This window comes from Mariniradius saccharolyticus AK6 (assembly GCF_000330725.2).
GTDB lineage: Bacteria > Bacteroidota > Bacteroidia > Cytophagales > Cyclobacteriaceae > Mariniradius > Mariniradius saccharolyticus.
Genome location: NZ_AMZY02000016.1, coordinates 46377 through 72012 on the forward strand (window position 1 = coordinate 46377; position 25636 = coordinate 72012).

At 44.4% G+C, this 25636-nt stretch carries 24 protein-coding genes; 13 read left to right on the top strand and 11 right to left on the bottom strand.

The annotated features are described in order from the left end of the window. Positions 1-7: 7 nt before the first annotated feature. On the top strand, positions 8-1186 hold the full coding sequence (uxuA, locus tag C943_RS15855) for a mannonate dehydratase (protein WP_008629804.1): 1179 nt from the start codon (positions 8-10) through the stop codon (positions 1184-1186). 279 nt (positions 1187-1465) lie between these two features. On the opposite strand, the gene C943_RS15860 is transcribed toward uxuA, so the two are convergent. The 8 genes from C943_RS15860 to C943_RS15900 all read right to left on the bottom strand — a co-directional run bounded on the left by C943_RS15860 (position 1466) and on the right by C943_RS15900 (position 10501). Further along, positions 1466-3475, bottom strand: a complete 2010-nt coding sequence (locus C943_RS15860) for an alpha amylase C-terminal domain-containing protein (RefSeq protein WP_008629805.1) — start codon at positions 3473-3475, stop codon at positions 1466-1468. 172 nt (positions 3476-3647) lie between these two features. Further along, a complete protein-coding gene (locus C943_RS21785) occupies positions 3648-3773 on the bottom strand; it encodes a 30S ribosomal protein THX (RefSeq protein ID WP_008629807.1) in 126 nt (41 codons plus the stop codon). 394 nt (positions 3774-4167) lie between these two features. Beyond that, the gene (locus C943_RS15875) at positions 4168-5193 is read right to left on the bottom strand and encodes a LacI family DNA-binding transcriptional regulator (RefSeq protein WP_008629812.1); all 1026 of its coding nucleotides are present in this window, start codon (positions 5191-5193) and stop codon (positions 4168-4170) included. Between the two features lie 193 nt (positions 5194-5386). Next, positions 5387-7111: an OmpA family protein gene (locus C943_RS15880; protein WP_008629814.1), complete on the bottom strand. Its 1725-nt coding sequence runs from the start codon at positions 7109-7111 to the stop codon at positions 5387-5389. Positions 7112-7113: 2 nt separating this feature from the next. Then, positions 7114-8085 carry a deoxyhypusine synthase family protein gene (locus tag C943_RS15885; RefSeq protein WP_008629816.1) on the bottom strand — a complete coding sequence of 324 codons (972 nt, stop codon included), beginning with the start codon at positions 8083-8085 and terminating at the stop codon, positions 7114-7116. Positions 8086-8183: 98 nt separating this feature from the next. Continuing rightward, positions 8184-8807, bottom strand: coding sequence for an OmpH/Skp family outer membrane protein (locus tag C943_RS15890; protein WP_008629818.1), 624 nt, complete (start codon positions 8805-8807; stop codon positions 8184-8186). 165 nt (positions 8808-8972) lie between these two features. Beyond that, positions 8973-9875 carry a histone deacetylase family protein gene (locus C943_RS15895; RefSeq protein WP_040481011.1) on the bottom strand — a complete coding sequence of 301 codons (903 nt, stop codon included), beginning with the start codon at positions 9873-9875 and terminating at the stop codon, positions 8973-8975. Between the two features lie 65 nt (positions 9876-9940). Next, positions 9941-10501, bottom strand: a complete 561-nt coding sequence (locus tag C943_RS15900) for a hypothetical protein (RefSeq protein WP_008629822.1) — start codon at positions 10499-10501, stop codon at positions 9941-9943. A gap of 128 nt (positions 10502-10629) precedes the next feature. Between C943_RS15900 and C943_RS15905 the strand changes: the two genes are divergently transcribed. Beyond that, positions 10630-11091, top strand: coding sequence for an AlbA family DNA-binding domain-containing protein (locus tag C943_RS15905; RefSeq protein WP_008629824.1), 462 nt, complete (start codon positions 10630-10632; stop codon positions 11089-11091). Here C943_RS15905 and C943_RS15910 read toward each other — a convergent pair. Next, positions 11051-11395 (bottom strand): phage holin family protein, encoded by a 345-nt coding sequence (locus C943_RS15910; protein WP_008629825.1) that lies wholly within the window; start codon positions 11393-11395, stop codon positions 11051-11053. The two genes, C943_RS15905 and C943_RS15910, sit on opposite strands and share 41 nt — an antisense overlap. A gap of 305 nt (positions 11396-11700) precedes the next feature. Here C943_RS15910 and C943_RS15915 point away from each other — a divergent pair, with 305 nt between their 5' ends. From C943_RS15915 to C943_RS15930, 3 genes are all read left to right on the top strand, one after another. After that, positions 11701-12450 (top strand): acyl-CoA desaturase, encoded by a 750-nt coding sequence (locus C943_RS15915; protein WP_040481015.1) that lies wholly within the window; start codon positions 11701-11703, stop codon positions 12448-12450. Between the two features lie 298 nt (positions 12451-12748). Beyond that, positions 12749-13114: a BlaI/MecI/CopY family transcriptional regulator gene (locus tag C943_RS15925; RefSeq protein WP_008629829.1), complete on the top strand. Its 366-nt coding sequence runs from the start codon at positions 12749-12751 to the stop codon at positions 13112-13114. A gap of 3 nt (positions 13115-13117) precedes the next feature. Beyond that, positions 13118-14656 carry a M56 family metallopeptidase gene (locus C943_RS15930; RefSeq protein WP_008629831.1) on the top strand — a complete coding sequence of 513 codons (1539 nt, stop codon included), beginning with the start codon at positions 13118-13120 and terminating at the stop codon, positions 14654-14656. 26 nt (positions 14657-14682) lie between these two features. On the opposite strand, the gene C943_RS15935 is transcribed toward C943_RS15930, so the two are convergent. Next, entirely contained in the window at positions 14683-15156 is a 474-nt protein-coding gene (locus C943_RS15935) for a SixA phosphatase family protein (protein WP_040481019.1), read from the bottom strand. Between the two features lie 151 nt (positions 15157-15307). Here C943_RS15935 and topA point away from each other — a divergent pair, with 151 nt between their 5' ends. The 5 genes from topA to mgrA all read left to right on the top strand — a co-directional run bounded on the left by topA (position 15308) and on the right by mgrA (position 22241). Continuing rightward, entirely contained in the window at positions 15308-17635 is a 2328-nt protein-coding gene (gene topA / locus C943_RS15940) for a type I DNA topoisomerase (protein WP_008629835.1), read from the top strand. Between the two features lie 148 nt (positions 17636-17783). Next, positions 17784-18476 carry an SIR2 family NAD-dependent protein deacylase gene (locus C943_RS15945; RefSeq protein WP_008629838.1) on the top strand — a complete coding sequence of 231 codons (693 nt, stop codon included), beginning with the start codon at positions 17784-17786 and terminating at the stop codon, positions 18474-18476. Beyond that, entirely contained in the window at positions 18469-19803 is a 1335-nt protein-coding gene (locus C943_RS15950) for a flavin-containing monooxygenase (RefSeq protein WP_008629839.1), read from the top strand. The genes C943_RS15945 and C943_RS15950 overlap by 8 nt, the downstream gene beginning before the upstream one ends. A 25-nt stretch (positions 19804-19828) precedes the next feature. Continuing rightward, positions 19829-21169, top strand: a complete 1341-nt coding sequence (locus C943_RS15955; protein WP_008629840.1) for a YfcC family protein — start codon at positions 19829-19831, stop codon at positions 21167-21169. Between the two features lie 52 nt (positions 21170-21221). Beyond that, a complete protein-coding gene (gene mgrA, locus C943_RS15960) occupies positions 21222-22241 on the top strand; it encodes an L-glyceraldehyde 3-phosphate reductase (protein ID WP_008629841.1) in 1020 nt (339 codons plus the stop codon). A gap of 63 nt (positions 22242-22304) precedes the next feature. Here mgrA and C943_RS15965 read toward each other — a convergent pair whose 3' ends face one another. Next, entirely contained in the window at positions 22305-23096 is a 792-nt protein-coding gene (locus C943_RS15965; protein WP_040481021.1) for a hypothetical protein, read from the bottom strand. 225 nt (positions 23097-23321) lie between these two features. On the opposite strand from C943_RS15965, the gene C943_RS15970 reads away from it, so the two are divergent. Genes C943_RS15970 through C943_RS15980 form a run of 3 tightly spaced genes read left to right on the top strand, consistent with a single transcriptional unit; the run spans position 23322 to position 25634 of the window. Then, on the top strand, positions 23322-24446 hold the full coding sequence (locus tag C943_RS15970) for a pyridoxal phosphate-dependent aminotransferase (protein WP_008629843.1): 1125 nt from the start codon (positions 23322-23324) through the stop codon (positions 24444-24446). Between the two features lies 1 nt (position 24447). Continuing rightward, positions 24448-25008: a GNAT family N-acetyltransferase gene (locus C943_RS15975; RefSeq protein WP_008629844.1), complete on the top strand. Its 561-nt coding sequence runs from the start codon at positions 24448-24450 to the stop codon at positions 25006-25008. 17 nt (positions 25009-25025) lie between these two features. Then, positions 25026-25634 carry a hypothetical protein gene (locus C943_RS15980; RefSeq protein ID WP_157198581.1) on the top strand — a complete coding sequence of 203 codons (609 nt, stop codon included), beginning with the start codon at positions 25026-25028 and terminating at the stop codon, positions 25632-25634. The last annotated feature ends 2 nt before the right edge of the window (positions 25635-25636 follow it).

Sequence of the window (25636 nt, forward strand, 5' to 3'; positions counted from 1 at the left end):
AATAACTATGGCATATAAAATGGAACAGACCATGCGTTGGTATGGTCTCAAAGACCCGGTAAGTTTGATGGATATCCGTCAAGCTGGCGCTACCGGTATCGTTTCTGCACTTCACCATATTGCAAATGGCGAGGTTTGGTCGCGAGATGAAATCAGAAAAAGAAAAGAATTAATCGAGGCAGCAGGGCTGGTTTGGTCGGTTGTCGAATCGGTTCCTGTTCACGAAAACATCAAAACCCGATCTGGAGATTACAGGCGGTTCATCGAAAATTACAAGCAGACCTTGGCCAACCTTGCGGCCGAGGGAATATTTACAGTCTGTTATAATTTCATGCCTATCTTGGATTGGACCCGCACCGAATTGGCCTGGACACTTCCCAATGGCGCAAAAGCCTTGAGATTTGAAAAAAAGGAGGTAGTTGCGTTTGATTTGTTCATACTAAAAAGGAAAGGTGCAGATTTGGATTACTCAGCCGAGGAAATCACACGTGCGAAGGATTTTTTCGAGAACGCTTCACCAGCCGACTTAAAGCGGGTACAGGACAATATCTTGAAAGGCCTTCCCGGTTCTGAAGAGGGTTACACGATGGAGCAGTTTCAAAACGCCTTGGATACCTATAAGGGCATTGGTCACAGTGAGCTTGAAAACCACCTGAGGTTGTTTTTGGACGAAATCCTGCCAATAGCTGAAACGAACGGAGTCAGGATGGCTATCCACCCAGACGATCCGCCATTTGACATTTTTGGCTTGCCGAGGGTTATGAGTACGGCCAATGATATGAAGCGGCTCATACGGGATAATCCAAGTCCGCACAATGGATTCACTTTCTGCACCGGTTCCTATGGTGTTCGTGCTGACAATGATTTGCCGGCAATGGTCAAGGAATTCGGAGACCACATTCACTTCATACACCTCCGTGCAACTCGCAGGGATGCAGAAGGCAATTTTTATGAGGATGACCATTTAACGGGTGACGTACCGATGGAAGCCGTAGTCGCCGAAATTCTGAAAGTCCAAAAGCACCGAAAAATCTCACTTCCTATGCGCCCGGACCATGGGCATCAAATGCTGGATGATATCGCAAAACCCATTGTGAATCCTGGTTATACGGCGATCGGAAGATTGAAAGGCTTGGCTGAAATCAGGGGCGTTGAATCCGGGCTGATTTGGGCAGGGGTAGTTTAGAGGATTTCCTGGACGGCTTTCCAATCTTACAACTGGGATATCAAAAAACGATGGCCAAATAAAATTTGCCTATCCTTTAGAAATTTGACCGTCCAACCGATTATTCTGCCAGTTAGGCCTTTTAAGAAAACCAACACTTTTTGGGGTCGTTATACTCTTCAAATGCAATGGCAGGGGTGAATCCTACTGCTCACACGGAGAGTAAGGCTTTTCTCTTTTAGTTTGGTTGATAGATGTCATTGTGTGGTTGGAAACGGGGGCGCAAAGCCCCTTTTCCTTTTATTTTTTGCCAAAAATGACACAGGTTCTGTTGGGTAAATAGATTTGGATATTATTTTTTCTATCCGTCGGGAAAATTGGATTTCCTTCGATCCTTTCAAATCCACCAAATTTTTTCTCGTCCGAATGGAGCACGATATGATAGTTGCCTTTCTGTGGAACAGGCAATTTGAATCCAAAAAAGGATTCTGTCACATGAAAATTGAATACAAACACCAAACCTCCTCTTTCGTAGGCAATTACTTTTTTGTCGGGTTCCAAGTAAAGTTGGTTTGCATGGCCCGATTCCAATACCTTATGAGCCTTGATAAGGCTAATCATCGCTTTGTCCCATTCGAATAAATCATGATACCTCAGGTGGTCGGTATCTACCAAAGTCCATTGCCTCCGGGCATACTGGTAGCTCCACTTATTGCCCTCCCGGGGAAAATCAACCCACTCTGGATGGCCGAATTCATTTCCGATGAAATTGAGGTAACCTTCCCCTCCCAATGAAATTGTAATCATCCGGATCATTTTGTGAAGGGCTACTCCCCTGTCGACTACCAAGCTGGTCTGGAGTTTGGACATGCTCGAATACATCTCCTTGTCCATCAGCCAAAATGCGATCGACTTGTCCCCTACCAAAGCTTGGTCATGGGATTCTGCGTAGGCTATGGTCTTTTCATGCTTTGGTCGATTGGTCAATTCATGCCACATCTCAAACATGTCCCAATGCTCGTCGGGCTTGTGCTTGAGCGTCTTGATCCAAAAATCAGGAATGCCCATTCCCAACCTGAAGTCAAATCCAATTCCGCCTTCAGACTGCGGTCTACACAGTCCGGGCATGCCGCTCACCTCCTCTGCAATGGAAATGGCAAATTGGGAAAAATCATGGATCAGCTTGTTTGCCAACTGCATGTAGATCAGTGCGTCTACATCAACTCCGGCATCAAAATATTTACCTAAATCATCGAAAGACACATGTCCATGATGAAGGTAGATCATGGACGTCACTCCGTCCCAGCGGAAACCATCAAAATGAAACTCCTCTAACCAATAGCGGACATTGGAGAGAAGGAAATGACGGACTCCTTGTTTAGCGTAATCAAACAATTTTGAATCCCATCCCTCATGGTATCCCCGTTCTCCTGGGTGAAAATATTGGTGGTCCGAACCGTCAAATTCATTCAAGCCTTCATAGACGTTTTTGACCGCATGTGAGTGTACCAAGTCCATGATCACGGAAATTCCCATTTCATGGGCTTTGTTAACCAAATACTTGAGTTCCTCGGGTGTACCAAATCTTGATGTCGGTGCAAAGAAATTGGAAACATGGTAACCAAACGATCCATAATAGGGATGTTCCATGATGGCCATCATTTGGATGGTGTTGTAGCCTGCCTTTTTGATTCTAGGAAGAATGTTCTCAGCAAACTCCATATAGGTACCGACGCCCATTTTTTCTTGGGCCATACCTACATGGCATTCATAGATCAAAGGTTGAGCATAATTTGAACGCGGGTCGAAATCTTGGTCTGTCCATTTAAACGCTTCATTTGGGAACCAAAGCTGACCCGCAAAGTCGTGGGTTTCCTCGTTTTGTATGACCCTTCTGATATAGGCAGGGATTCTGTCTAGCGCACCGTTTTTTCCTTCAACATGGATTTTTATTTTGCTTCCATGAACAAAACTGTCTTTGTATTGCTCATAAGGGAGAAATATCTCCCAATAGCCGCGGACGTCTTTCTTGAGGGGATGGCTGTATTTATTCCAGCCGTTAAAATCGCCCATTAGGAAGATATTGTACGCTTGTGGTGCCCATTCACGGTAGATCCACCCATTGCGGAAAGGCTCAAAATGGATTCCGAAATACTCATGCGCCCGGGCGAACTCCAAAAGGCTGCCATATTCGTATTCTATATGGCCCAAGGTGGCCTTGTACATTTCAAGCCTGTCTAAAATATTTGATGCATACTTCTCCAGCCAAGGAGAATCTTTGACGAGTTGGGGAATGAGGGATTTATCCACGAAAAATCAAATTGGTTGAGACTAAAATAGGCAAATATTGGCTGCCAATCAAAAGGGATTCAAAACTTAGAGAAACAAATTTGAAGGCTCCCAAGCAAAACGTGAAACATATTTTGGGTAAATCCCCATTCCGCCAAAAACAAAAAACACCGCAGTGCGGTGTTTTGGGAATTTATTTCTTGGCCATTCCAAGTTTGGCTTTTCTGGTCGCCACATTTCTTTTTTTCCTTGGTCGGCTGGCCCCAAATGAGCCTCTGTTGATTTTGCCCTTCCGGGATTTGATATCACCTTTTCCCATAGTTGTTTATTGATTTATATTGAGATAATTATAACCCTAAAATAGAAATTATTGGAAATGAAGTCCAATGAAAATGCGAAATAATATCAATAGATGAATAGGTAAAGCATGGTGGAAGCAAGGGAATATCCAATTAGAAATGAAAAAAATATCGGCGCTGCTAAGGAAACTTTGATGTAGTCCGGTGAATTTCTATGATGAAGAATGTGGCTGAGTTTTCTGAGATATTTTTCCGGAAAAATCGCCAAAATCAGGAGGCTATACGAAACCGTGAGGATCACAAGCGAAAAGAAAGTCTCCATAATGCATTTTGAATACACAAATATACATTTGAAAGACAAAAAGACCAACAGATATTAAATTAATGTGAATCAAAAATGAATATAATGTTATCTCAACGTCGTTTGGACGACTCACGAATTATTAGATTGGTCTTTATTTGATGAGTTTCTTGACTTTCCAGGTTTTGTCTTTCTATCAGGTCAATCAGCACATGTGCTGATTGCTCGCCTATCTCAAAGCCATGTTGGTCTACGGACGTCAGGCTTGGACTCATCACTTCGGCGAGTTTCCAATTACTGAAACCGACTACGCCAACTTGGGCGGGAATCTCGAATCCCTTCTCCTTCAAATATTTGATCGCACCCCAGGCAACCAAGTCGGTGATGCAAAAAATAGCATCCGGAGGATTTTCGGTTTCCATCAACTCTTTGGCGAATAGGTAGCCCTCTTCCTCGGAAATATCCTTACAAACCTCTACCCATTTTTCATTGAATTTCAATGTGTTATCGGTCAATGCTTGTACGTATCCTTCAAATCTATCAATGGAGTTTTTTACGTCGAGCCGTCCACGGATATGCGCGATTTTTGAAAACCCTTGATGGATCAAATGCGAAACGGCTTGATAGGCACCTTCGAAATCGTCGACGATCACCTTTGGCGTCGGCAATTGGTCAGATATCTTGTCAAATTGTACCACCGGCTTTCCCTCCTCCAAAAACTCCAAGAGGTGAGCACCTCCCAAAGTCTCATTTGATATCGAGACCAATAGCCCATCCACGCTTCCCGCCAGCATCGAACGGGCAGCGACGATTTCGCCATCAAGCGTGTCGTTTGACTGGCTCACGAGTACGTTGAATCCACGTTTGCCTGCAGCACTGATAGCACCACTGATTACCGTCGAAAAAAAATGATGAACCAGCTCCGGCACAATCAATCCAATTGAAAAGGTCCTGCTTTTCCTGAAATTTACAGCTTGAAAATTGGGAACATAGTGATGCTGCTCAGCATAGTCTTTGACCATCTTGATCGTTTCGGGACTAATATCGCGATGGGACCGTAGCGCGCGGGAGGCGGTAGAAACAGAAATTCCCAGATCCTTGGCAATATCCTTGAGCGTGATCTTTCTCTTTTCAAACATGACAGATGTCTTGTTATGGGTTTTTTGGGTCAATGTTTCGGAAGATAGGAATTTGAAGTCAAATTCTAAATCACAACCTGCACGTCGTATTGAATCACAAAAAAATGATGCGCCAAAATCAAATACGCCGTATCCTAATCGAAAAGTAAAAAGAAAACGGCCCATGGTTTCTATATGACCATGGGCCGTTGAATCAATTCTCTATCACCATCTCTACGCGTCGGTTCCTTTCGCGACCTTCTTCAGTATTATTGTCAGCGACAGGCCTAGTGCCACCCCAACCTGAGATTCTCACCCTTTCGAACTCGACTCCGTTGATGGTCAAATATCCTCGGATTTTTGATGCTCTTTTCATGGATAGATCTTTGTTGAGGCTCGGGTCTCCCGCATTATCGGTATGCCCTTCCAAACGAATCTTGATACCTGGATTTTCCTTCATGAAGGCGACAAGATTATCCAACACCTGAATCGACTTGGAATCCGCAAAATCCGAGGTTCCCCGGTTGAATTGGATGTTCTCCAGGACTATTGCCGACCCAGCCTTCGCAGGCTTCAGTGCCAACTCTTTGCCTTGCAGGCTTTCCCAGTTTTCTTTTGACAAAAGTTGTGGGATAAAGCCTTTAGATTGTATCAGGATATTCGTCCACTGTGGGTCTTCTGCGAGTTCAAGCCATTCTTGTTGGGTCGAGATTGCCTTTTTGACTCCCCTTTCATTGGAAACTTCTATTTGATAGCCGATTTCTTCGTTGGTAAAAGCGTCGACTACCTTCACCGACAGCCATTCTTTCTTTGTGTATACAGGCTCATTTACCTCCAAACTCGGAGGAGCAACCTCTTGCTTTACTTCTTGGACAACGGCGGGTTTCAGTTCTTCTACTTCTGTTGGCTTCACCTCGGCTACGGGCTGTTGTGCCACTGGCTCAGCAACCGCTGCCGTGACCACTGCCGCCTCTTGCACAGCTGGTGAAACTTCCTCAGGAACTGCAATTTCAGCCGCTTGAGCCTCGGTCTCGAGTGCATTGAGCGGTTCAACTTTTTGGAAATCAGACAACATAAAATCTCCAAAGCCCTCACTGTTTTGAGTCGTTGAAAACAGCGCCATCGCTGGATTTGGACCATAGGTGACATAGCTCATTTCAGATCCCTGTGAATTCACGGACTCCACACGTACCGGTTCTGCCCAATCTTCCCAACCCGACCCACTTCGTTGTGAATAGAAAATATCCTTTCCCTGTCTGTTTCCCAGTTTGTTGGACGCAAAATATAACGTCATGTTATCCTTGGAAAGGTAGGGAGTCTGCTCTTGGGCAAAGGAATTCACCGAAGAACCAAGATTCAATGGCGCAGTCCATGTCCCGTCGTCTTTTTTGATTGTGACATAAATATCTTCATTCCCGTAAGTACCAAACGATGACAAAGACATCACGATGACTTCTCCATCATGTGAAAGTCTGCCACTGAAGTAGCTTGAGTTATTCTTGAAATTGGAAATCTCCAAGGATCTGACGTAGTTCCATGTGCTGCCGAATCTCGCATATTGGTGGATTCCTTGACGGATGGTAGTCCCTCCACTGTGATACACCAACACGGTCAAAGCATCAGAAAAACCAACGACCACATCATTTCCAGCTGTCGATAATCCTTCCACTCTTTTCGGAGCGAGCCAATTTCCCTGTGCATCTTTGGAGCTCATCCAAACATCACCGAAATCAGTGGCCCCTCCGGTATTTTGCGGATGAAAGCCCACGGTAAAAAACAACTCTCCGTTGGGTGAAAATACGGGATGCTGCTCATCATAGGGGCTATTGAGTACTTTAAGGGGTGTTATTTGCTGAGCAACAACACCTGAGAAAAAGGAAAAAGCAAGAAGGGCGAGCCCGCTTGCTTTTTTCGTAATTTGACGTTTCTTTTCGTACATTTTTATTGGTCTAGGACAATGGCGAAAATCAGTGGTGCCACAATGGTCGCATCTGATTCGATAATATATTTAGGAGTGTCCAATCCTAACTTGCCCCAAGTGATTTTCTCATTTGGAACTGCACCCGAATAGGATCCATAAGAAGTGGTCGAATCCGAAATCTGGCAGAAATATCCCCAAAGTGGCACATTGTCCCTCTGTAGATCTTGGTGAAGCATCGGTACCACGCAGATTGGAAAATCTCCGGCAATACCGCCTCCAATCTGGAAGAAACCGATGGTGCTGTCGTCCTTCGCGTTTTCTGTATACCATTCGGCAAGGAACATCATGTACTCAATTCCCGTCCTGACGGTGTGCACGTTTTTGACATCTCCCGAGATGACGTGGCCGGCATACATGTTGCCCAAAGTGGAATCCTCCCAGCCGGGAACGATCATCGGAAGGTTTTTCTTTGCAGCTTCAAGTAGCCATGAGTTTTTCGGATCTATCTGGAAGCTTTCATCCATTTTTCCGGATAATAAGATTTTATAGAAAAACTCATGCGGAAAGTACCTTTCTCCCGCTTTGTCAGCCTTCACCCATTCTTCCAAAATAACGTTTTCGATGCGTCTCATGGCTTCCATTTCTGGAATACACGTGTCGGTCACCCTGTTCAGGTGCCTATCTAGCAAATCCTGTTCCTGTTCTGGAGACAAATCCCTGTAATGTGGAATTCTTTCATAATAGTTGTGTGCAACAAGGTTAAAAACGTCTTCCTCCAAGTTGGCACCTGTACAAGATATGATATGGACTTTATCTTGACGAATCATTTCGGCCAGTGAAATCCCCAACTCCGCCGTGGACATCGCCCCTGCCAGGGTCACCATCATTTTACCGTTGTTGTCCAAATGGGCTTTGTACCCTTCAGCAGCGTCAATCAAGGCGGCAGCATTGAAGTGACGGAAGTTGTGCTTCAAAAATTCTGTGATTTTCATGAATCCTGTTGTTGATTTTCGGGGGCAAAAGTACCAAAATCAAGCACATAAAAAAAGCCCGAAGGAACTCCGGGCTTTTGGTGTTTTGCTGTTATTGACTATTTCTTCTCCGGGGTTGCGGCGGGTGCCGGCGCAGTCTTGGATGCCTCATATTTTTTGTTTAGCCCTTCCAAAACTTTGTCAGTCACGTCAAAAGCGGCATCAGAATACCAAACCGCACCACCTCTGGTGTAAGAAAGTATCATGTCTATTCCATTTTCCTTTGCGTATTCTGTCAAGTAAGTTTGTACCTGGTCATAAACATCGGCATACAATTTCGCTTCATCTTCAGACAACTCGCGCATCAAGTTATCCCTGTAAGTCACGAGGTTGTTTTGCTTCTTGGCCAATTCTTCCTCCTTTGCTCGCGCTTGGTTCATGGTCATGGAAGTGGCTGTCTGCTGGAAATTGGCAACTTCCTGTTCAAATCCACGCGCCCTTGTTCCCAATTCGGTTTCATAGCGCTTCCCTTTCTCTGTGATTTCGCCGGATTTTTCCTTGTAGAAGGTGTATTTGGCAATCAAACTGTCTGTTTGGACATAGGCAATCTTGATATCGGTTTTCGCAGCGGCTGTCGTTTCCTCAGTTGTAGCTGTGTCAGTAGATTCGGTGGATTTGTTACAAGCAGAAATGGCGAAAACAGCCACTCCCGCGATAACCAATGATTTGAGTAATTTTTTCACGTGGGTTTGTCTTTTTGAATGGCGCAAATATAAACAAAGTTAGATTTATGCAAATTTTATTTGAAGAGGGCTACGTTAAATTCGGTTAATGCCTTCTAAAGACTTTTGAATAAGTTCCGATTTAGCCAATTCCCGGACTTCCTTTCCTTTTTCCCGCCAAAAGACCTAGAAAAAAACCTCCTGGGCCAGCCTGAAAGTATTGGCATGCGCTTCTATGATATGGCTGATTTTTTCCGAATATCCACCACCCATACAGCACATGATGGGGATTTGGTTGGCTTTTGCAGCTTCGAGCACGATTCTATCGCGTTGCTTACACCCGCCAATCGACATCCCCAGCCTTCCGATTTTATCGGTCTCAAGTACATCGACACCGCATTGGTAAATCATGAAATCTGGCTGAAACGTGTCAATGAGCCGTTTGAGATTTTCGGAAAGAATATTCAAATAGACCTGATCACCAGTCTTATCCGGCAGACCGATATCCAAATCAGACTTTTCTTTGTGCATGGGATAATTGGCCGCGCCATGCATAGAAAACGTAAACACGCTGGTATTTTCCTCAAATAACTTGGCAGTTCCGTTGCCTTGGTGGACGTCAAGATCTACTGCGAGTACCTTATTTGCCAATGCATTGTCCAAAAGATAATTGGCTGAAATGGCGATATCATTTAGCAGACAAAATCCCTCTCCCCTTTCCGCGTAGGCATGATGCGTTCCGCCCGCTATGTTCATCCCGATTCCATGTTCCAATGCATAAAGCGAAGCCTGTACCGAACCTGCCATAATATGGACCTCGCGCTCGACCAACTGCTGGCTGAGCGGAAATCCGGTTTTCCTGATCTCTGACTTCGAAAGCGATAGGTTCCTGAGCTTTTCTAAATAGGTGCTGCAATGGGTATTTTTAATCCATCGGTCATCAAGCTTCGCCGGTTGGAAAAAATTCTCCTCTTTCACTGTCCCTTCATACAGCAACTGCTCTGGAAGCAAATCGTATTTTTCCATCGGAAAGCGATGACCGGCAGGAAGTGGATGACAATAAAGTTGTGACCAGGCAATTTTCAGCATCAACAAAAAGCGCTTGTTTTTTGGACAAGCGCAAGTTAGGAGAAAATGTTTTGTCGGAGATCGAACTAATCGTCCACGTCCTCTTCCTCCGATTGAAAAGTATAAAGTGTGTCGTCAAGCACCAATGTATCTTCGTTGAATTCCTTCACAAACTTGCTGATGACTTTGTCATTGATTTCTTCCACATTGATAGCCGCATCCAAGCCAATACCGTAGTCATGGTTGGTGTCGATGTCAACAAACTCCTGAACCTTCACAGATTCTTCTTCTTCAATCTCCATGATGATCTCGGTCATAAACCAGCCGATTTCCTCCTCTTCGCTGGTAAGCGGTTTTAGATTTCCGTTTTCGTCCTCCTCATACTTTATACCCTTAAAGTTGGGAAACTTCTTTGCCGCAAGGTGTTCTGCCATATCGTAAACCTCTGAGGAATGGTGCAATCGCAGGGTATACAATGCTGCATCATAAATGACTTCACGGCCTTCGTACATTCCTACGAAATAAAAATTGACAAACTCATCAGAATTGTCCTCGCTTTCGACGATTTTGTAACTTTTCCTGCTCGAGGCAAGCTCTTTTTTGAGGTTTTCTATGACCTCAGGGTTGAAACCTTGATTTGGGTACATGACAATCAAAAATTGGTGGAAAGAATAACAACATACAATCCTTTTGCCTAACATAAAAGCGAGGAAAGATGTAATTTTTGTTTTTTGAATTTAAGTATTTAAAATACAAGTAATTAGGATAAAAAAAAATGATTATCCCGAAAAAAAACGATGATATTATCAAAGCCCTGATCAAACGGGGCGAAGGTGAAAACCTCGACTTCAAAATGGCAATCAATAGCCCCCAAAAAATTGCAAAAACACTAGCTGCTTTTGCCAATACCTCAGGAGGAATCATCCTGGTAGGAATCAACGATCAGAGAAAAATCATCGGCGTCGACGTGGATGAAGAAATGCATATGGTGGAGCTTGCCAATGCCACATTTCTGTCGCCCAGTCTAGGGCTTGAATATGAAGTTTATGAAACGGCTGCGGACTATGGTGAATCGGAAGAAGACATAAACCTACTCCTGATCAGGGTTTACAAGTCGAAAAATAATTGCTATTTCAAAGCTCGTGACGGAAGCTTTTTCCTATTCCATCGAATCGGTGACCGAAATGCAATGGTGCCTATGCCTTCGGACCCAAATTCACCCCAAGCAGAGAATTGACCAAGCTGAGTAAAATGCTGAACACCAAGGCCCACCAAAATCCATCAATAGAGAATCCTGGAACCAATTCGGCAGTCAGCAGGATCAAAATTGCATTGATAGCAAGGAGAAAAAGCCCAAGCGTCAGCACCGTGATCGGGATGGTCAACATAATAAGGAGTGGTTTGACAGTCATGTTCAAAAGCGCTATCAATGCAGCGACTACCAAAGCTGTCCAAAAATCCTTCACAACGACACCTGGAAGAATGTACTGAACGATTAGTACAGCTACTGCGCCAAGCACCAATTGTAACAAAATGTTCATTGCCTGATGAGTTTTTGCCATGATTCCTATAGGGAGATTTACGTGGGAAAGTTAGTGATATTTTGAAGACTAAATGCTAAGACTCTCTTTCGTAAGTAAATTGAGCCTAGATTATGCCCCATGCCCATTGTGGAGGTTTTTAATGCATGGCAAATGTTAAAATGCCTGAAACCGAGATTCCCGACCACCCTAATCCCAAAAGTTGATATTTATCACATTTGGTCGTGATTTTACCTTTTCGATTTTCAAGTTTCAGATTTATGCCTCTATCTTTGGACAGATTAACATTAAAAGAATAAGAAAACGTGATTCTGATTGTCCTTTTCCTGCTGCATTGGTATTTCTCCTTGTTTTGCCAAAGTTTCTTCCTCCACCGCTACGCTGCCCATCAAATGTTTTCCATGAACAAGTTCTGGGAGCGCTTCTTCTACGTATTTACATGGATTTGCCAAGGCAGTTCATACCTATCACCAAGGGCTTATGCTATTCTCCATAGAATGCATCATGCCTACAGCGATACACCCAAAGATCCCCACAGTCCACACCATACAGAGAATCTCTTCACTATGATGTGGAAAACAAAAAACATCTACAACGACTATTTCTCCTTTAAGCTGAAGCCAGAAGACAGGTTCTCAAAGGATGTTCCTGATTGGGGTAAGTTTGATCTTTTTGCTGATTCAATGACCGTAAGGGTTGGATGGGGAGTTTTTTATGTACTTATATATGTGTTGAGTATTTCCGTTTTTGAGCTCCCAGGGACTCATTGGTGGATGTATTTCCTGTTGCCAATCCATTTTTTGATGGGCCCTGTGCATGGTGCGATAGTCAATTGGAGCGGACATAAATATGGCTATGCCAATTTTGACAATAACGACATGTCCAAAAACAGCCTCCTACTTGACGTACTTATGTTGGGAGAATTGTTCCAAAATAATCACCACAAACTCCCTAACCGGGCGAACTTCGCGGTCAAATGGTATGAGTTTGATCCGACTTATCCAGTGGTAAAACTGCTTCACGCCTCAGGGATTATCCGCCTGAGGACAGCATGACACCAGCAAATAAAGCCCCGAACTCGGGGCTTCTTTTTTTTGGTTCGATTGTTAGTTGACAGAAACCCAAAAGATCAAAAGTTTATATCTAATCATGCTATTTTGCAACAAAACTGCAACCAAAAACATTATTTCACACATATTCAATCGATTGTGTAAATTCAGTCTCAAGCCCAATTTTCGGCATTTTACCGTTGAAAAAAAAAATCGCATTTCAGATAAAAAGATTTGGCATTCATGTTTGGAATTAAGGAACTAAATGGATAAGTTGGAAACGAATTTAAACTTAAACACAATCATGAGAGAACTAACCCGTGCTGAAGAGCAAATCATGCAAATCCTTTGGGATATCGAGAAAGGTTTCGTCAAAGATATCCTTGAGAAAATGTCCGAACCAAAACCAGCTTACAATACGGTTTCGACCATTGTAAGGATTTTGGAAAGAAAAGGATTCGTCAATCACAAAGCCTACGGAAAGTCCCACGAGTACTTCCCGATTGTATCGAAAGACGAGTACAGGAGCTTCTCCATTAAAAATCTCCTCACTGGATATTTTAGTGGATCTTTCTCCAAGCTTGCCTCTTTCTTCGCTAAAGACAAAAACCTTGATCTGAAAGAAATTGACAAGATCATGGCTGAAGTGAAAGAAGATGTTAAAAAATAGCCTATGGCTATTTTGATTGATTATATCTGGCAATCCACCTTCGGCCTCCTCGTATTTTATGGAGTCTATCTGGTTTTATTGAAAAAACAAAAAGCATTTAACGTATCTAGGGCGTACCTAATACTCAGCCCAATTATCGCGTTAATCTGTCCTTTGATCAATATTCCGGTCGAATTTGAAAAGCCAGGTATTTCTCTCAATCAGACTGAGTTTTTCCGGGCGCTCTCCGAACAGGAGGCGCCCGAAGTTTTTGTAGCCAGTTATGGGCTTCCTGAGGTAACGGTACACAGCACCAAATTGCCAATCATTCTGGAGATTAAGGATTATCTTTTTCTCGCTTACATTTTTGTCGCAACGGTGCTGTTGACGAGGTTGATTTGGGGTCTCGCGCAAATCAGAGCCCTGTATCAGCGTGGTTGGTTTCAGGCACATTATGACAGTATCAACAAATGTCTGGTCGTTCCTACTTTCGGGAAAAGTCCCGTGTTTTCATTTTTTAATAGCCTTTTTTGGGACGATACCGCCGATTTGGAACCCCAGGAAAAGGAAATGATTTACGGGCACGAGCTTGTCCACATACGACAACGCCACTCTTGGGATGTTGTCTATTTCCAGGTTCTAAGCGTCTTGTTTTGGTTCAATCCATTCATCCACCTCATGCGTCTCGCGATTACCGAACTGCATGAATATCTCGCTGACGATCAAATGGTGAAACGGAACGATGAGACCAACTCCTATATCAAGTTAATCGCTGCGCAGGCAATTCGCGGCATAGAATTCTCCGTTGGAAGTCATTTCGCAAAATCCTTGACACTCTCCCGAATTCAAATGATCAAAAACGGTAAAAACATAAGTCTCATCAAGCTGATTGCGATACTTCCGATCACCGTGCTTTTGATGGGTTTGATTTCATTACGGGCACCGGACGATATTCGTCAAATGCCTGACCGACTTACATCTACGATCGATGTCATAAAGCAGAAACTCCTCGTATCAAAGGATAGCCTGACGATTGGGATCAATATGAAGAAATTGACTGATCCGCAACATTTTGAATACATCAGTGAACTGGAGGGGCAAAAAATCGTCGCACAGATCGGCATGTTCGAATATGCTTTTGATGGCATACGAAGTGAGGGCGATTATCGGAAAGTAAGGCAGTTGATTGATAGGCTTCGCGAAAACAGCCTCCTACCTTTGGATGACGAAATTTTGAGACCACACGGACCTATCGACCGACGTGCATATTTCCCCGGCAAGCCAGGTGAATGGGAGGAACGAGTGCTGGACATGGTCAATTTGCCGGATTGGGAACTCAAGATGGGATTGGGCGGAGTGATTGAGATAGAATTTGTGGTCGAAAGAGATGGACGCATTGCCGATCCAATCATCAAACGCAGTATAGGTGGTGGATTGGACTCGCAGTTCCTCGATGCTTTGTTGGATTCAAACTTGCCGCGTTGGAAGCCAGCCATTTACAAAAATACGCCTGTCAAATCTGTTCAATCAGTTAGTTTTGGATTCTATCCGAGCTCCTATTGACCATCACTGGATATTGACTCTTTTTGTCAATGCAAAATTTCCATCAAGGTACCCGAATTTGCCGACAGCATTTTCCAATCTTCCAAATTGAAGTAGATTATTGCCATCATCCCAGGAGACAAGATGATAAAATTATCTCCTGAAAAGTAAGAGGCAACCGCCGATATCCCGGGATTGTGCCCAACCAGTAGGATTGATTTAAATTCCTTTGGCTGCCTACAAATCGCGTCAATGAGTGCACGGGGAATTCCTTCATATAGGCTCTCATCTATTTCGAAGTCCAAATCACCCAATTCTGACTCCAAGACAGATTTGGTTTCCAAAGTTCTCTTGGCTGGACTCACCAACAAGTGATCAAAATTTATATTTTTCCTTTTCAAAAGTTTTGCAAGCTGCAATAACTTCTCCCTCCCAGTAGACGTCAAATTCCGGCCGATATCGCCCGAAACACTGTTTACCGGCGTGGATTCACCATGTCTTAAAAGGTATAAAGCAAGCATGCTGGCATAGATCTAGACCACCGAAAGTTGGGGAATTTGGTGGCAATTAAAAAGATGAATAAAAGGATTATTTGGATGGCATGTAGATGGATTCTATTTTTAGCGCTTTATTTGGAGCGCTTAAGCGTTCAATTGTTTAAAATTTAGAAGTATGTCGAAGAATCTTGTAATCGTAGAATCCCCCGCCAAGGCGAAAACAATCGAAGGATACTTGGGAAAGGACTTCAAAGTGGCGTCCAGCTATGGCCACGTTAGGGACCTTCCAAAGGGGGACAATGCAATCGACATCAAAAACAGGTTCAAGCCGACATACGAAATCACTCCAGATAAAAAGGAAGTCATCAAACAGCTAAAAAGCCTAGTCAAAGATGCAGAGACAATCTTCCTCGCAAGTGACGATGACCGTGAGGGAGAAGCCATCTCCTGGCACCTCAAAGAGGTACTTAATCTGAAAGATTCCCAAACCAAACGAATCGTGTTCCGGGAAATCACCAAAAATGCGATCCTAAAGGCAATTGAAAGTCCGCGTCAGATAGACATAGACTTGGTCAATGCCCAGCAAGCAAGAAGGATTTTGGACCGTTTGGTTGGATTTGAACTGTCCCCGATTCTTTGGAAAAAAATAAAGGCAGGACTTTCCGCTGGCAGGGTGCAGTCTGTTGCAGTCCGGTTGATCGTGGAGCGAGAAAGGGAAATCGAAAAATTCAAGTCTAAATCATCATTTAAAATCACAGCGCTTTTTGATGTAAGCGGAAAAACGCTTTCGGCTGAACTCCCCAAAAAGTTTGAAACAGAAGAAGACGCTGAACAATTTTTGAAAAACTGTATCGGTGCTGTTTTCAATATTGAGAATCTTGAGAAAAAACCGAGCAAAAAATCCCCTGCCCCACCATTCACCACGTCCACGCTGCAACAGGAAGCAAGCAGGAAGTTGAGTTTTTCTGTAGCGCAAACCATGTCTGTAGCCCAAAAACTTTATGAAGCGGGGAAAATCTCCTACATGCGAACCGATAGTGTCAACCTTTCGGAAGAGGCATTGGCGGGAGCCAAAAAGGAAATCCTGAATAGTTTTGGGCCTGATTTCCACCAACAGCGCAAGTTTTCAACAAAGTCTGAAAGTGCCCAAGAAGCGCACGAAGCGATCCGTCCTACCGATTTTTCAAAACAACAGGTTTCGGGTGACCGCAACGAGCAGCGCCTGTATGACTTGATATGGAAGCGTGCGATTGCTTCGCAAATGGCCGAAGCCCAGTTGGAAAGGACGATTGCGACCATCAGCATTTCGACTGTGCCTGAGAAATTGATTGCCCAAGGAGAAGTGATCAAGTTTGAAGGCTTCCTTAAAGTCTATTTGGAAGATACGGACGACGAACCGGATGATGAGGAAAATGGAAACAAAGGGCTTCTTCCCCCATTGACTATAGGTCAAGTCCTGAATTTGACCGAAATGAAAGGCAGGCAGACATTCAGCAGGCCAGCACCGAGATATACGGAAGCTTCCCTTGTCAAGAAACTTGAAGAAATGGGAATAGGCAGACCTTCAACCTATGCGCCGACCATTTCCACGATCCAAAAGCGGGATTATGTCGTGAAGGAATCGAGAGAAGGCCAGGAAAGGAAATACGTGGAAATGAAGATCTCAAAAGGGAACTTCCGAAAGGATTCAAAAATGGAGATCGCAGGGGCTGACAAGAGCAAGTTGTTTCCGACAAACATAGCTATGGTCGTCAACGATTTCCTCGTTGAGCATTTCCCAAATGTCATCGACTATTCTTTCACCGCCAAAGTAGAGAAGGAATTTGATGACATAGCCCACGGCGGTCAAGATTGGCAGGATATGATTGACTCTTTTTATGGAAAATTCCATAGCAAAGTGGAAGCTACAGCCACCGTCAACCGTTCGGAAATCAACAGTTCGCGGCATTTGGGTATAGATCCTAAATCGGGAAAACCAGTGGTGGCACGTTTGGGGAGATTTGGTCCCTTGGTGCAAATCGGTGAACAAGACGATGAAGCCAAGCAGTTTGCCAGTATGAAGAAAGGCCAATTCATCGAGAACATTACGTTGGATGAAGCATTGGAACTTTTCAAACTTCCTCGGGACGTAGGCTTTTTTGAAGACAAGAAAATCGTAGCCGGCGTCGGGAAGTTTGGGCCTTATATCCGCCACGACAACAAATTTGTTTCTCTCGGAAAAGAAATGGACCCTCTGAGTATTAGCGAGAGTGAAGCAATCCAATTGATCCTCGACAAGCGTGACGCTGATGACAAAAAGATGATCAAGACCTTTTCTGAAAATCCAGATATTCAAATACTAAACGGCAGATGGGGGCCTTACATCAAGTTTGGCAAAGACAATTTCAAAATACCAAAAGGAACCGAACCTGAAAGTATTACTTTCGCAGAGGTGACTGAAATCATTGAAAAACAGCCAGATACCTCCAAGAAGAAGGGGAAATTCGTCAAAAAGAAAGCATGAGCAAAGGCGGGACTAATTTCCCGCTTTTTATTTTTAAGGCAGACGGCTAGCCCCATCAGAAGTTTGGTACATTTACCAACTACACAATTGAAACCCAAAATGATTTTGAAATTCAATCGATCACCGATAAATTGGATCGGTTAGGAATATGAAAAAACTGGTTGTATTGACAGGTGCGGGTATCTCTGCTGAAAGTGGCATCAGCACCTTTAGGGACAGCGGCGGACTTTGGGAAGGTCATGATGTGATGGAAGTCGCATCGCCCGAAGGTTGGAGAAAAAACAGAGAACTCGTACTCGATTTCTACAATCAGCGTCGAAAACAAGCACTCTCCTGTGAACCCAACGCAGCCCATCTCGAGCTCGCCCGACTGGAGGAGCATTTTGAAGTGACGATTGTAACCCAAAATGTGGACAACTTACATGAGAAAGCCGGATCATCCAAAGTTATCCATTTACATGGCGAGCTTTTCAAGGTACGCAGCACACTTGACCCTAACCTGATATACGACTTGGATGGTTGGGAATTGAAGCTGGGCGACAAATGCGAGAAAGGGAGTCAACTTCGTCCACATATCGTTTGGTTTGGCGAAATGGTCCCAATGATGGAATCCGCCATTGAACATGCCCTGTCCGCCGATATTTTTGCGGTGATTGGAACTTCATTGCTCGTTTATCCCGCAGCTGGACTGATCGAATACACGCAAAAAGATATTCCCAAATACATCATCGACAAGCAAATACCTGCCGTCAATCCTGATCCGATGCTTCAGAAAATCCGGCAACCTGCTACCATTGGTACGGTAATCATGGCAAAAGAAATCATTCGGAAATATGCGTAGGAAAATCGCCGTCATAGGTGCAGGTCCGTCCGGAATCACTGCACTCAAGAACTTGTTGGACCAAGGGCTCGACGCAGTGGCTTTTGACAGGAACCAGGAAGTGGGCGGAAACTGGATCTATACAGAAAATGAAAGTCACTCGAGCGTTTTCGAAACGACACATATTATCAGTTCCAAAACGCTGTCCCAATACGAGGACTTCACATTCGATGATTTTGATCCTTCAATCTCCGATTACCCTTCCCATAACGAACTGAGGCGGTATTTCCAGGCTTATGCCCGACATTTTAATTTGTATCCCTACATACATTTTGGGACTATGGTCTTGGACTGTCAAAGGAATTCCGAGGGCAATTGGGTAGTAACCACAGAAAGAGAAGGGATTCAATCGACCACCATTTTCACCGACTTGGTCGTCTGCAACGGCCACCATTGGAATCCCCGCTGGCCAAGCTATCCGGGCACTTTTTCTGGAGAAATGCTGCATTCACACAATTTCAAAAAAGCCGAGCCATTTCGCGGCAAAAAAGTACTCGTGATAGGAGGCGGGAATTCTGCCTGTGACGTGGCTGTTGAAACTAGTCGGGTAAGCGAAATGACAGCGATCTCTTGGCGACGAGGCTATCGGATCATTCCCAAATTCTTTTTTGGCCTTCCTTCGGACAAAATCGGCGAAAGAAGTAAATGGGTGCCCCTTCCGATCAGAAATTTTCTCTTTGACCTGCTGCTTAAAATCATGGTTGGCGATAACAATCTGTATGGACTCAGAAAAGTCACCAACAAATTTGGAGAAACCCACCCTACCATCAATGATGAACTCCTTTACAAGATTCGACATGGAAAGGTGAAACCCAGATTGGATATCAAATCTTTTGACGGAAAGAAAGTTGTTTTTGAAGATGGGCTTGAGGAAGAGTACGATACCATCATCGCTTGTACGGGATATTTTCTTTCTCATCCATTTTTTGATAAAAAGCTTATTGACTACAGTTCAGGTCCAGTACCATTGTACCTCAAGATGTTCCATCCCGAGTTTGTGAACCTCTATTTTATCGGCATGTTCCAGCCCTTGGGTTGTATTTGGCCAGGCGCTGAATTACAAGCCAAAATCATAGCACGTGAAATTGCAGGAAAATGGACCCGGCCGAAAAATATCCGAGAGCTGTGTGAACGTGAGGTGACTCATCCCCATTACCGGCAAGTGGATACCCCTAGGCACACGATCACGGTGGATTTTCATTTGTTTAAGAAAGCATTGAAAAAGCATTTGCCGAAAAACTATACCTCAAAACAGCCAATCACAAAAAAGGAGCTGGAAACCGCCTAGTCCTTTTCCCCGAAACAAACCCAATATGATAAAAAAAGCGACTTTCCCCCACCCTATGGTTATCATGTTAGCTTTTGTCGTCTTGGCGACAATACTCACCTATGTGATTCCTGCGGGCAAGTTTGAAAGAAGACTCGACCCCACTTCGGAACGTGAAATCGTAATCCCTGGAAGCTATAGCGAAACGGAGAGCCGTCCCGTTGGATTTTGGAATATGCTGGTGAAGGTTCCCGAGGGCATTATCGCAGGTGCCGACGTCGTCGTGTTGATCCTGATATTGGGCGGGGCGTTTTATATTGTGGATAAGACAGGGGCCTTTCAGGCTGGCTTGGAATTCCTCGTCACCAGGTTTGAAAGTGCGACTTCCCTCCTGCTGTCTATGTTGGGAATTGTTTTTGCAGCTGCCGGTGCGTTGAACGGCCTACAGGAGGAAATCATCGCGATGGTACCCGTTTTGATGATTTTAGCCCGAAATATCGGCTACAGTTCAATTTCCGTCATTGCAATTTCCCTTGGAAGCGCCGTCATCGGCGGATCGTTTGGTCCGTCGAATCCCTTTTCTGTCTTGATTGCCCAAAAAGTCGCGGATGTTGAGGTCTTTTCTGGTGGCGTTTTTCGGATGATATTTCTTGTTTTGGCACTTGGGTTCTGGATTGTTTATTTTTTACGGACAGGCAAAGATAGTGTCAATCCAATTTCAGGAAATCTATTGAAATCAACCAAGCTTGCTCCATTTCATCAGTTGATTCTATTGCTGGTTGCTGCGACGTTCGCCATTATGATCGTTGGACTCAGCAATTGGAATTGGGGCTATAATGAGATGTCTGCGATCTTTTTTGCCATGGGACTTTTGGTAGGTTGGATTGGAAAATTGGGTGTCAATGGGACAGCAAAGGCTTATTCTGAGGGCTTTTCCGAGATGATTTTCGCTGGTGTTATAGTAGGGCTAGCTCGGAGCATATATCTGGTTTTGAACGAAGGTCAAATCATCGATACGATCATCTATGGCCTTTTTACCCCTGTTCAAAACCTCCCCGCAAGTGCCGCAGGCCTGGGTATGATGGCGTCACAGGCACTACTCCATATTCCAGTCCCTAGCACTTCGGGACAAGCGGTATTGACGATGCCGCTTTTGGCACCGGTTGCGGATTTGACTGGGATGTCAAGGCAAGTAGTTGTCCTAGCTTATCAATATGGCGCGGGGCTGATGGATTTGGTGACCCCGAGTAACGGAGCGATCATGGCGATATTGGCGGCTGGAAAGATTTCCTACAACGATTGGATCAAACAGGCTTGGAAACCGATCTTGGTATTGTTTGGTTTTGGTGCCCTGTCGATCGTTTGCGCCGTTTGGTATTTCCAATAAAATTCCCCCGAAATTTCTAAATTGACGATTTAAAACAATCAACAATATCCCTATGCGCATCAATGACCACCAACCCTTGCCATCCTACGTGGCGAAAGAAGATAGATACGACAATATGCCATTCAGGAGGTGCGGAAAAAGCGGCATCAAGTTACCGATGATTTCGTTAGGCCTTTGGCATAATTTCGGGCACGACGCTGATTTCAAAAATGCGAGAACAATCCTGCGTCAGGCTTTCGACTTTGGAATTACGCATTTTGACTTGGCCAACAATTATGGTCCTCCCTACGGCTCGGCTGAGGAAAATTTCGGTCGAATCATGCACAAGGACTTCAGACAGTATCGTGATGAGTTGATTATTTCCACCAAAGCTGGGTGGGATATGTGGCCGGGTCCATACGGAAATCTTGGATCGAGAAAATATTTGATCGCTTCATTGGATCAAAGTCTCAAAAGAATGGGTTTGGATTATGTGGATATTTTCTACCACCACAGGCCAGACCCTGAGACGCCTATGGAAGAAACAATGGGCGCTTTGGATCATATCGTAAGGCAGGGAAAAGCACTTTATGTGGGAATTTCACAGTACAACGCTGAAGACACTGCAAAAGCATATGAAATATTGAAGAGTCTGGGGACACCGCTATCGATCCATCAGCCCAGATATAGCATGCTTGATAGATGGGTGGAAAACGGATTGCTAGATGTATTGGGCGACAAGGGTGTCGGCTCAATTGCTTTTTCTCCCTTGGAACAGGGTATTTTGACAAATCGGTATTTGTCGGGGATTCCGGCAGACAGTCGCGTCGCAAAGGACGGCCGATATCTGAAACAAGATCAAATTTCCCAAAAGGTGATCGACAAAGTGACAGCGCTCAATGAGATAGCCAAAAAAAGGGGACAAACAATGGCACAAATGGCGATTTCTTGGCTGCTAAAGGATCCTCGCATCACGACCGTACTTGTTGGGGTCAGCAGAGCGGAACAACTCGCAGACAATGTAAAGGCGGTTCAGAATATCAACTTCACTGCAGGCGAGCTGTCCGAGATCAGGGAAATCATAGAAGCATAAAAAATCCCGTCCTTCTGTCTCATTTGAAACCAGAAGGACGGGACTTTTTCATCAAAAGACTTCTTACCGCAGTGCTGTTTCCAAGGTGGACAGATAAATATTTTTCTGGTCGCGGGCCTTCAGGCCTTTTTCTACTGCTGCCTTCTGTTCCGCTGTGGATTCCATGTCTTCGTACTGCTGATTGTTGAAAAACTGCATATAGTCCTTGAAAATATTCATTGTCATATGGGTGAGTTTGGCTTCGCTCCCCAGCGGCAATGCAGTTCTCAAAAAGGACCAACTACCCATAAGGCCTTTTTCTATCCTCTTTTGGTGAATGGGAAGGAAAACCTCCTTCTCAGCGTTTTCATAAGCCTGAAACTGTCCCTCCGCGGCTTTCATTATGTCAAATGAGGCAAGAGTGCCCTTTTTCATTTGAAAATTGTCTTTCGTAGAGGCGATTTCGACCATATAAGCCCGTTGCGCCAAATCCCTACTTTGTGCCGCATTGGCGATTTTCTCCCTGATTTGGGCTTCCTTTAGGTCGGGGAAGGCAGCCATCGAATAGCGGATCATCTCCTCTTCAGAGATACCGTTCATCATTGAGACGGGGTCCTTGTAGTAAATGATGGTAATGTATTGGAATTCACTTGGATCCGCACCGGACTGCAAAGACCAAAAATCCCATCCTTGGATCTTCTTTTCGTTGATCGCCACGCGGTAGACCTTTTCCATAAAATCCTTGAATTCTATGAAGTCGTACGTTTGGTTCGATTCCACCTTGATAAATTCAAAGACCAAATAGCGAGTTTGTTGGGCATGAGTCAATGAAAGGCTCCATATACCCAAAACCAGAAGCAATAATATTTTTTTCATGGTTTTGTTATTTTGGGAAATAATTGAACTCGTAAGTTTTCTTTAAAATTTAGGAATTTTATTTTGATTTTGGCAATATTGTAGGAAGATTTTTTCTCTCTTTTGGAAAAATGGTAAAAGGGTCGTCCTGCCTGGTAGAAACTACCCCTCGTGCCCTAGAATAGAAACCTCGATTAGGAAAGCTTGCCAATACTTAGTAGATTTTGACCAAAAATCAGTGTCAAAATGAAATTTTCGAGAAGAGATTGGTTGAGAAGCGCATCCTTGGCAGGTGGCTTTGCGCTGCTGTCAGGAACGAATTCATTCGCCTCCTTGACTGAGGAGGAAATCAAGAAATTCAATCCCAGACCCCTAAATACGCCCGTTAGACTTGGTTCCAATGAAAACCCATACGGACCTTCCCAAAAGGTGCGGAAGGCAATGCAGGATGGCTTTGATCTCGGATGCCGGTACCCTTGGGCCTACAATTCGGAACTTCAAAAAATGATCGCCGAGCGTGAGGGTGTCACCCCTGACCATATTGTGTTGGTCGCAGGTTCCACGGAGGGCTTGAAGGTTGCTGGTATCACCTTTGCCGGCCCGGGAGATGAAATCATTTCCGGATTGCCTACTTTCCTGTCGATGATGACTTATGCCGAAATCTGGGGGGCCAGTATCAATTGGGTGCCTTTGGATAAGGACTTGAATTATGATCTACCCGAAATTGAAAAACGTGTATCCCAAAAGACCAAACTCGTTTTTCTCTGTAATCCCAACAATCCGACGGGAAAACTACTTCCTGCGAATCAGGTACTCGATTTTTGCGAAACGGTGAGTAAAAAGACGATGGTATTCAGCGACGAGGCATATTGCGACTATATCGAGGACAAGAATTACCCTTCCATGGTCAAGCTGGTCAAAGAGGGAAAAAATGTGATCGTCTCAAAGACTTTGTCCAAAGTATATGGACTTGCCGGGATTAGGTTGGGATATATGGTCGCTAGGCCAGATATTGCCAAAAAGCTATCCGATAGGGTCGTGGCCAATACGAATATCATGGCAATCGAGGCAGGAAAGGCTGCATGGAAGGATGACGAATTCTATCAGTTTAGCCTGAAAAAGAATTTGGAGTGCAGAAAACTCATCGAAAAAACCTTGGACGAATTGAAGTTGACCTATTTGCCTTCCCAGGCTAATTTTGTGTTTTTCCATGCCAACCGGGATGTCAAGGAACTTGCCTCGCAAATGGCTGCAAAAGGCATCATTGTCGGCCGTCCTTTCCCGCCGCTTAATGACTGGTGCCGCGTTAGTACAGGCACGGTAGAAGAAGTCCAAATGTTCAATGCTGCCCTCAGGGAAATTTTGAGCTGATATGCTTGATTTTAATATTCAGCTGGAGGACGACAAAGTAGTTTTACGTCCGCTTTCGAGAGAAGACATTGGGGAATTGGAGGAACTTGCATCCGATCCGGATTTATGGAGATATTACACCCATGATTTGTCTCAAAGGGAAGAACTTGAGGCATGGTGTTTGCCTGCATTTCTGTCAGAGCGCCTCCAATTTGTCGTAGTAGATAAAACATCCGGCAAAATTATCGGCAGCAGCGCATTGGGCAATTTTTCACCGAGGGATGGACGCATCGAAATTGGATGGACATGGCTTGGAAAAAGCTACCAAGGACATGGATTCAACCAATCCATGAAAAAGCTGATGCTGACCTATTGTTTTGAATCGCTGGGTTTGGAACGGGTAGAATTCAAAACGGATGTGTTGAATATGGCAGCAAGGAAGGCGCTTAGAAATATCAATGCCATAGAAGAAGGTGTCTTGCGGAGTCATACTTTGATGACAAAAGGACGACGGCGGGACACGATCTACTACAGCATTTTGAAAAATGAATGGGAGTTTGTAAAACGTGAAAATGAGTGGTAGGTAGATTCAATCGAAAAATGAAAAAAGTCCTCTTGAATATTGTGGTCGCAACCTTTCTTTTGTCGTCAATGGTCTCATGTACCATAGAAGATACAGGAACCGATCCCTTGCAGAATTTGAACGCGGTGTTTGTTGGAACGCAGATTTTGGATTTTAAGTCAGCAAGGCTTTCTATCACAGGGCCTGCAAATATTACGGGCGTTAATTCCCACGTACGCGCCAAGCTGGAACTCTCAAGCGCTCCCGTTTTTCAAGAACCATTCGCAGATAACACCAACATCATGTCTATTACATTGATGTCTGTGAACAACGGCTTTGACCTTCCCAAATTCCCTTTGGCAAATGGGGTCTATGATGTCTTTCCACCGACTGGATTTTCCGATCCAAATGTCATCGGAACGCTGGAGGGAACGAGCTTCAGCTACGGCCCCTCGATCGGCATAGGCTACAATCCTAATTTGACGAGTTTTGGCACAGTGCATGAATCTTCATCAGGGACGATTCAGCTCTTGTTTGATGTAAGAACTTCTTTGGTGAAAATCACCTATGACTACCTCACGGCAGAAGGTACAAAGGTGAGCGGCAGCAATACCTTACCGCTCAACCTCAGTTCCTTTAATCCTTGAAA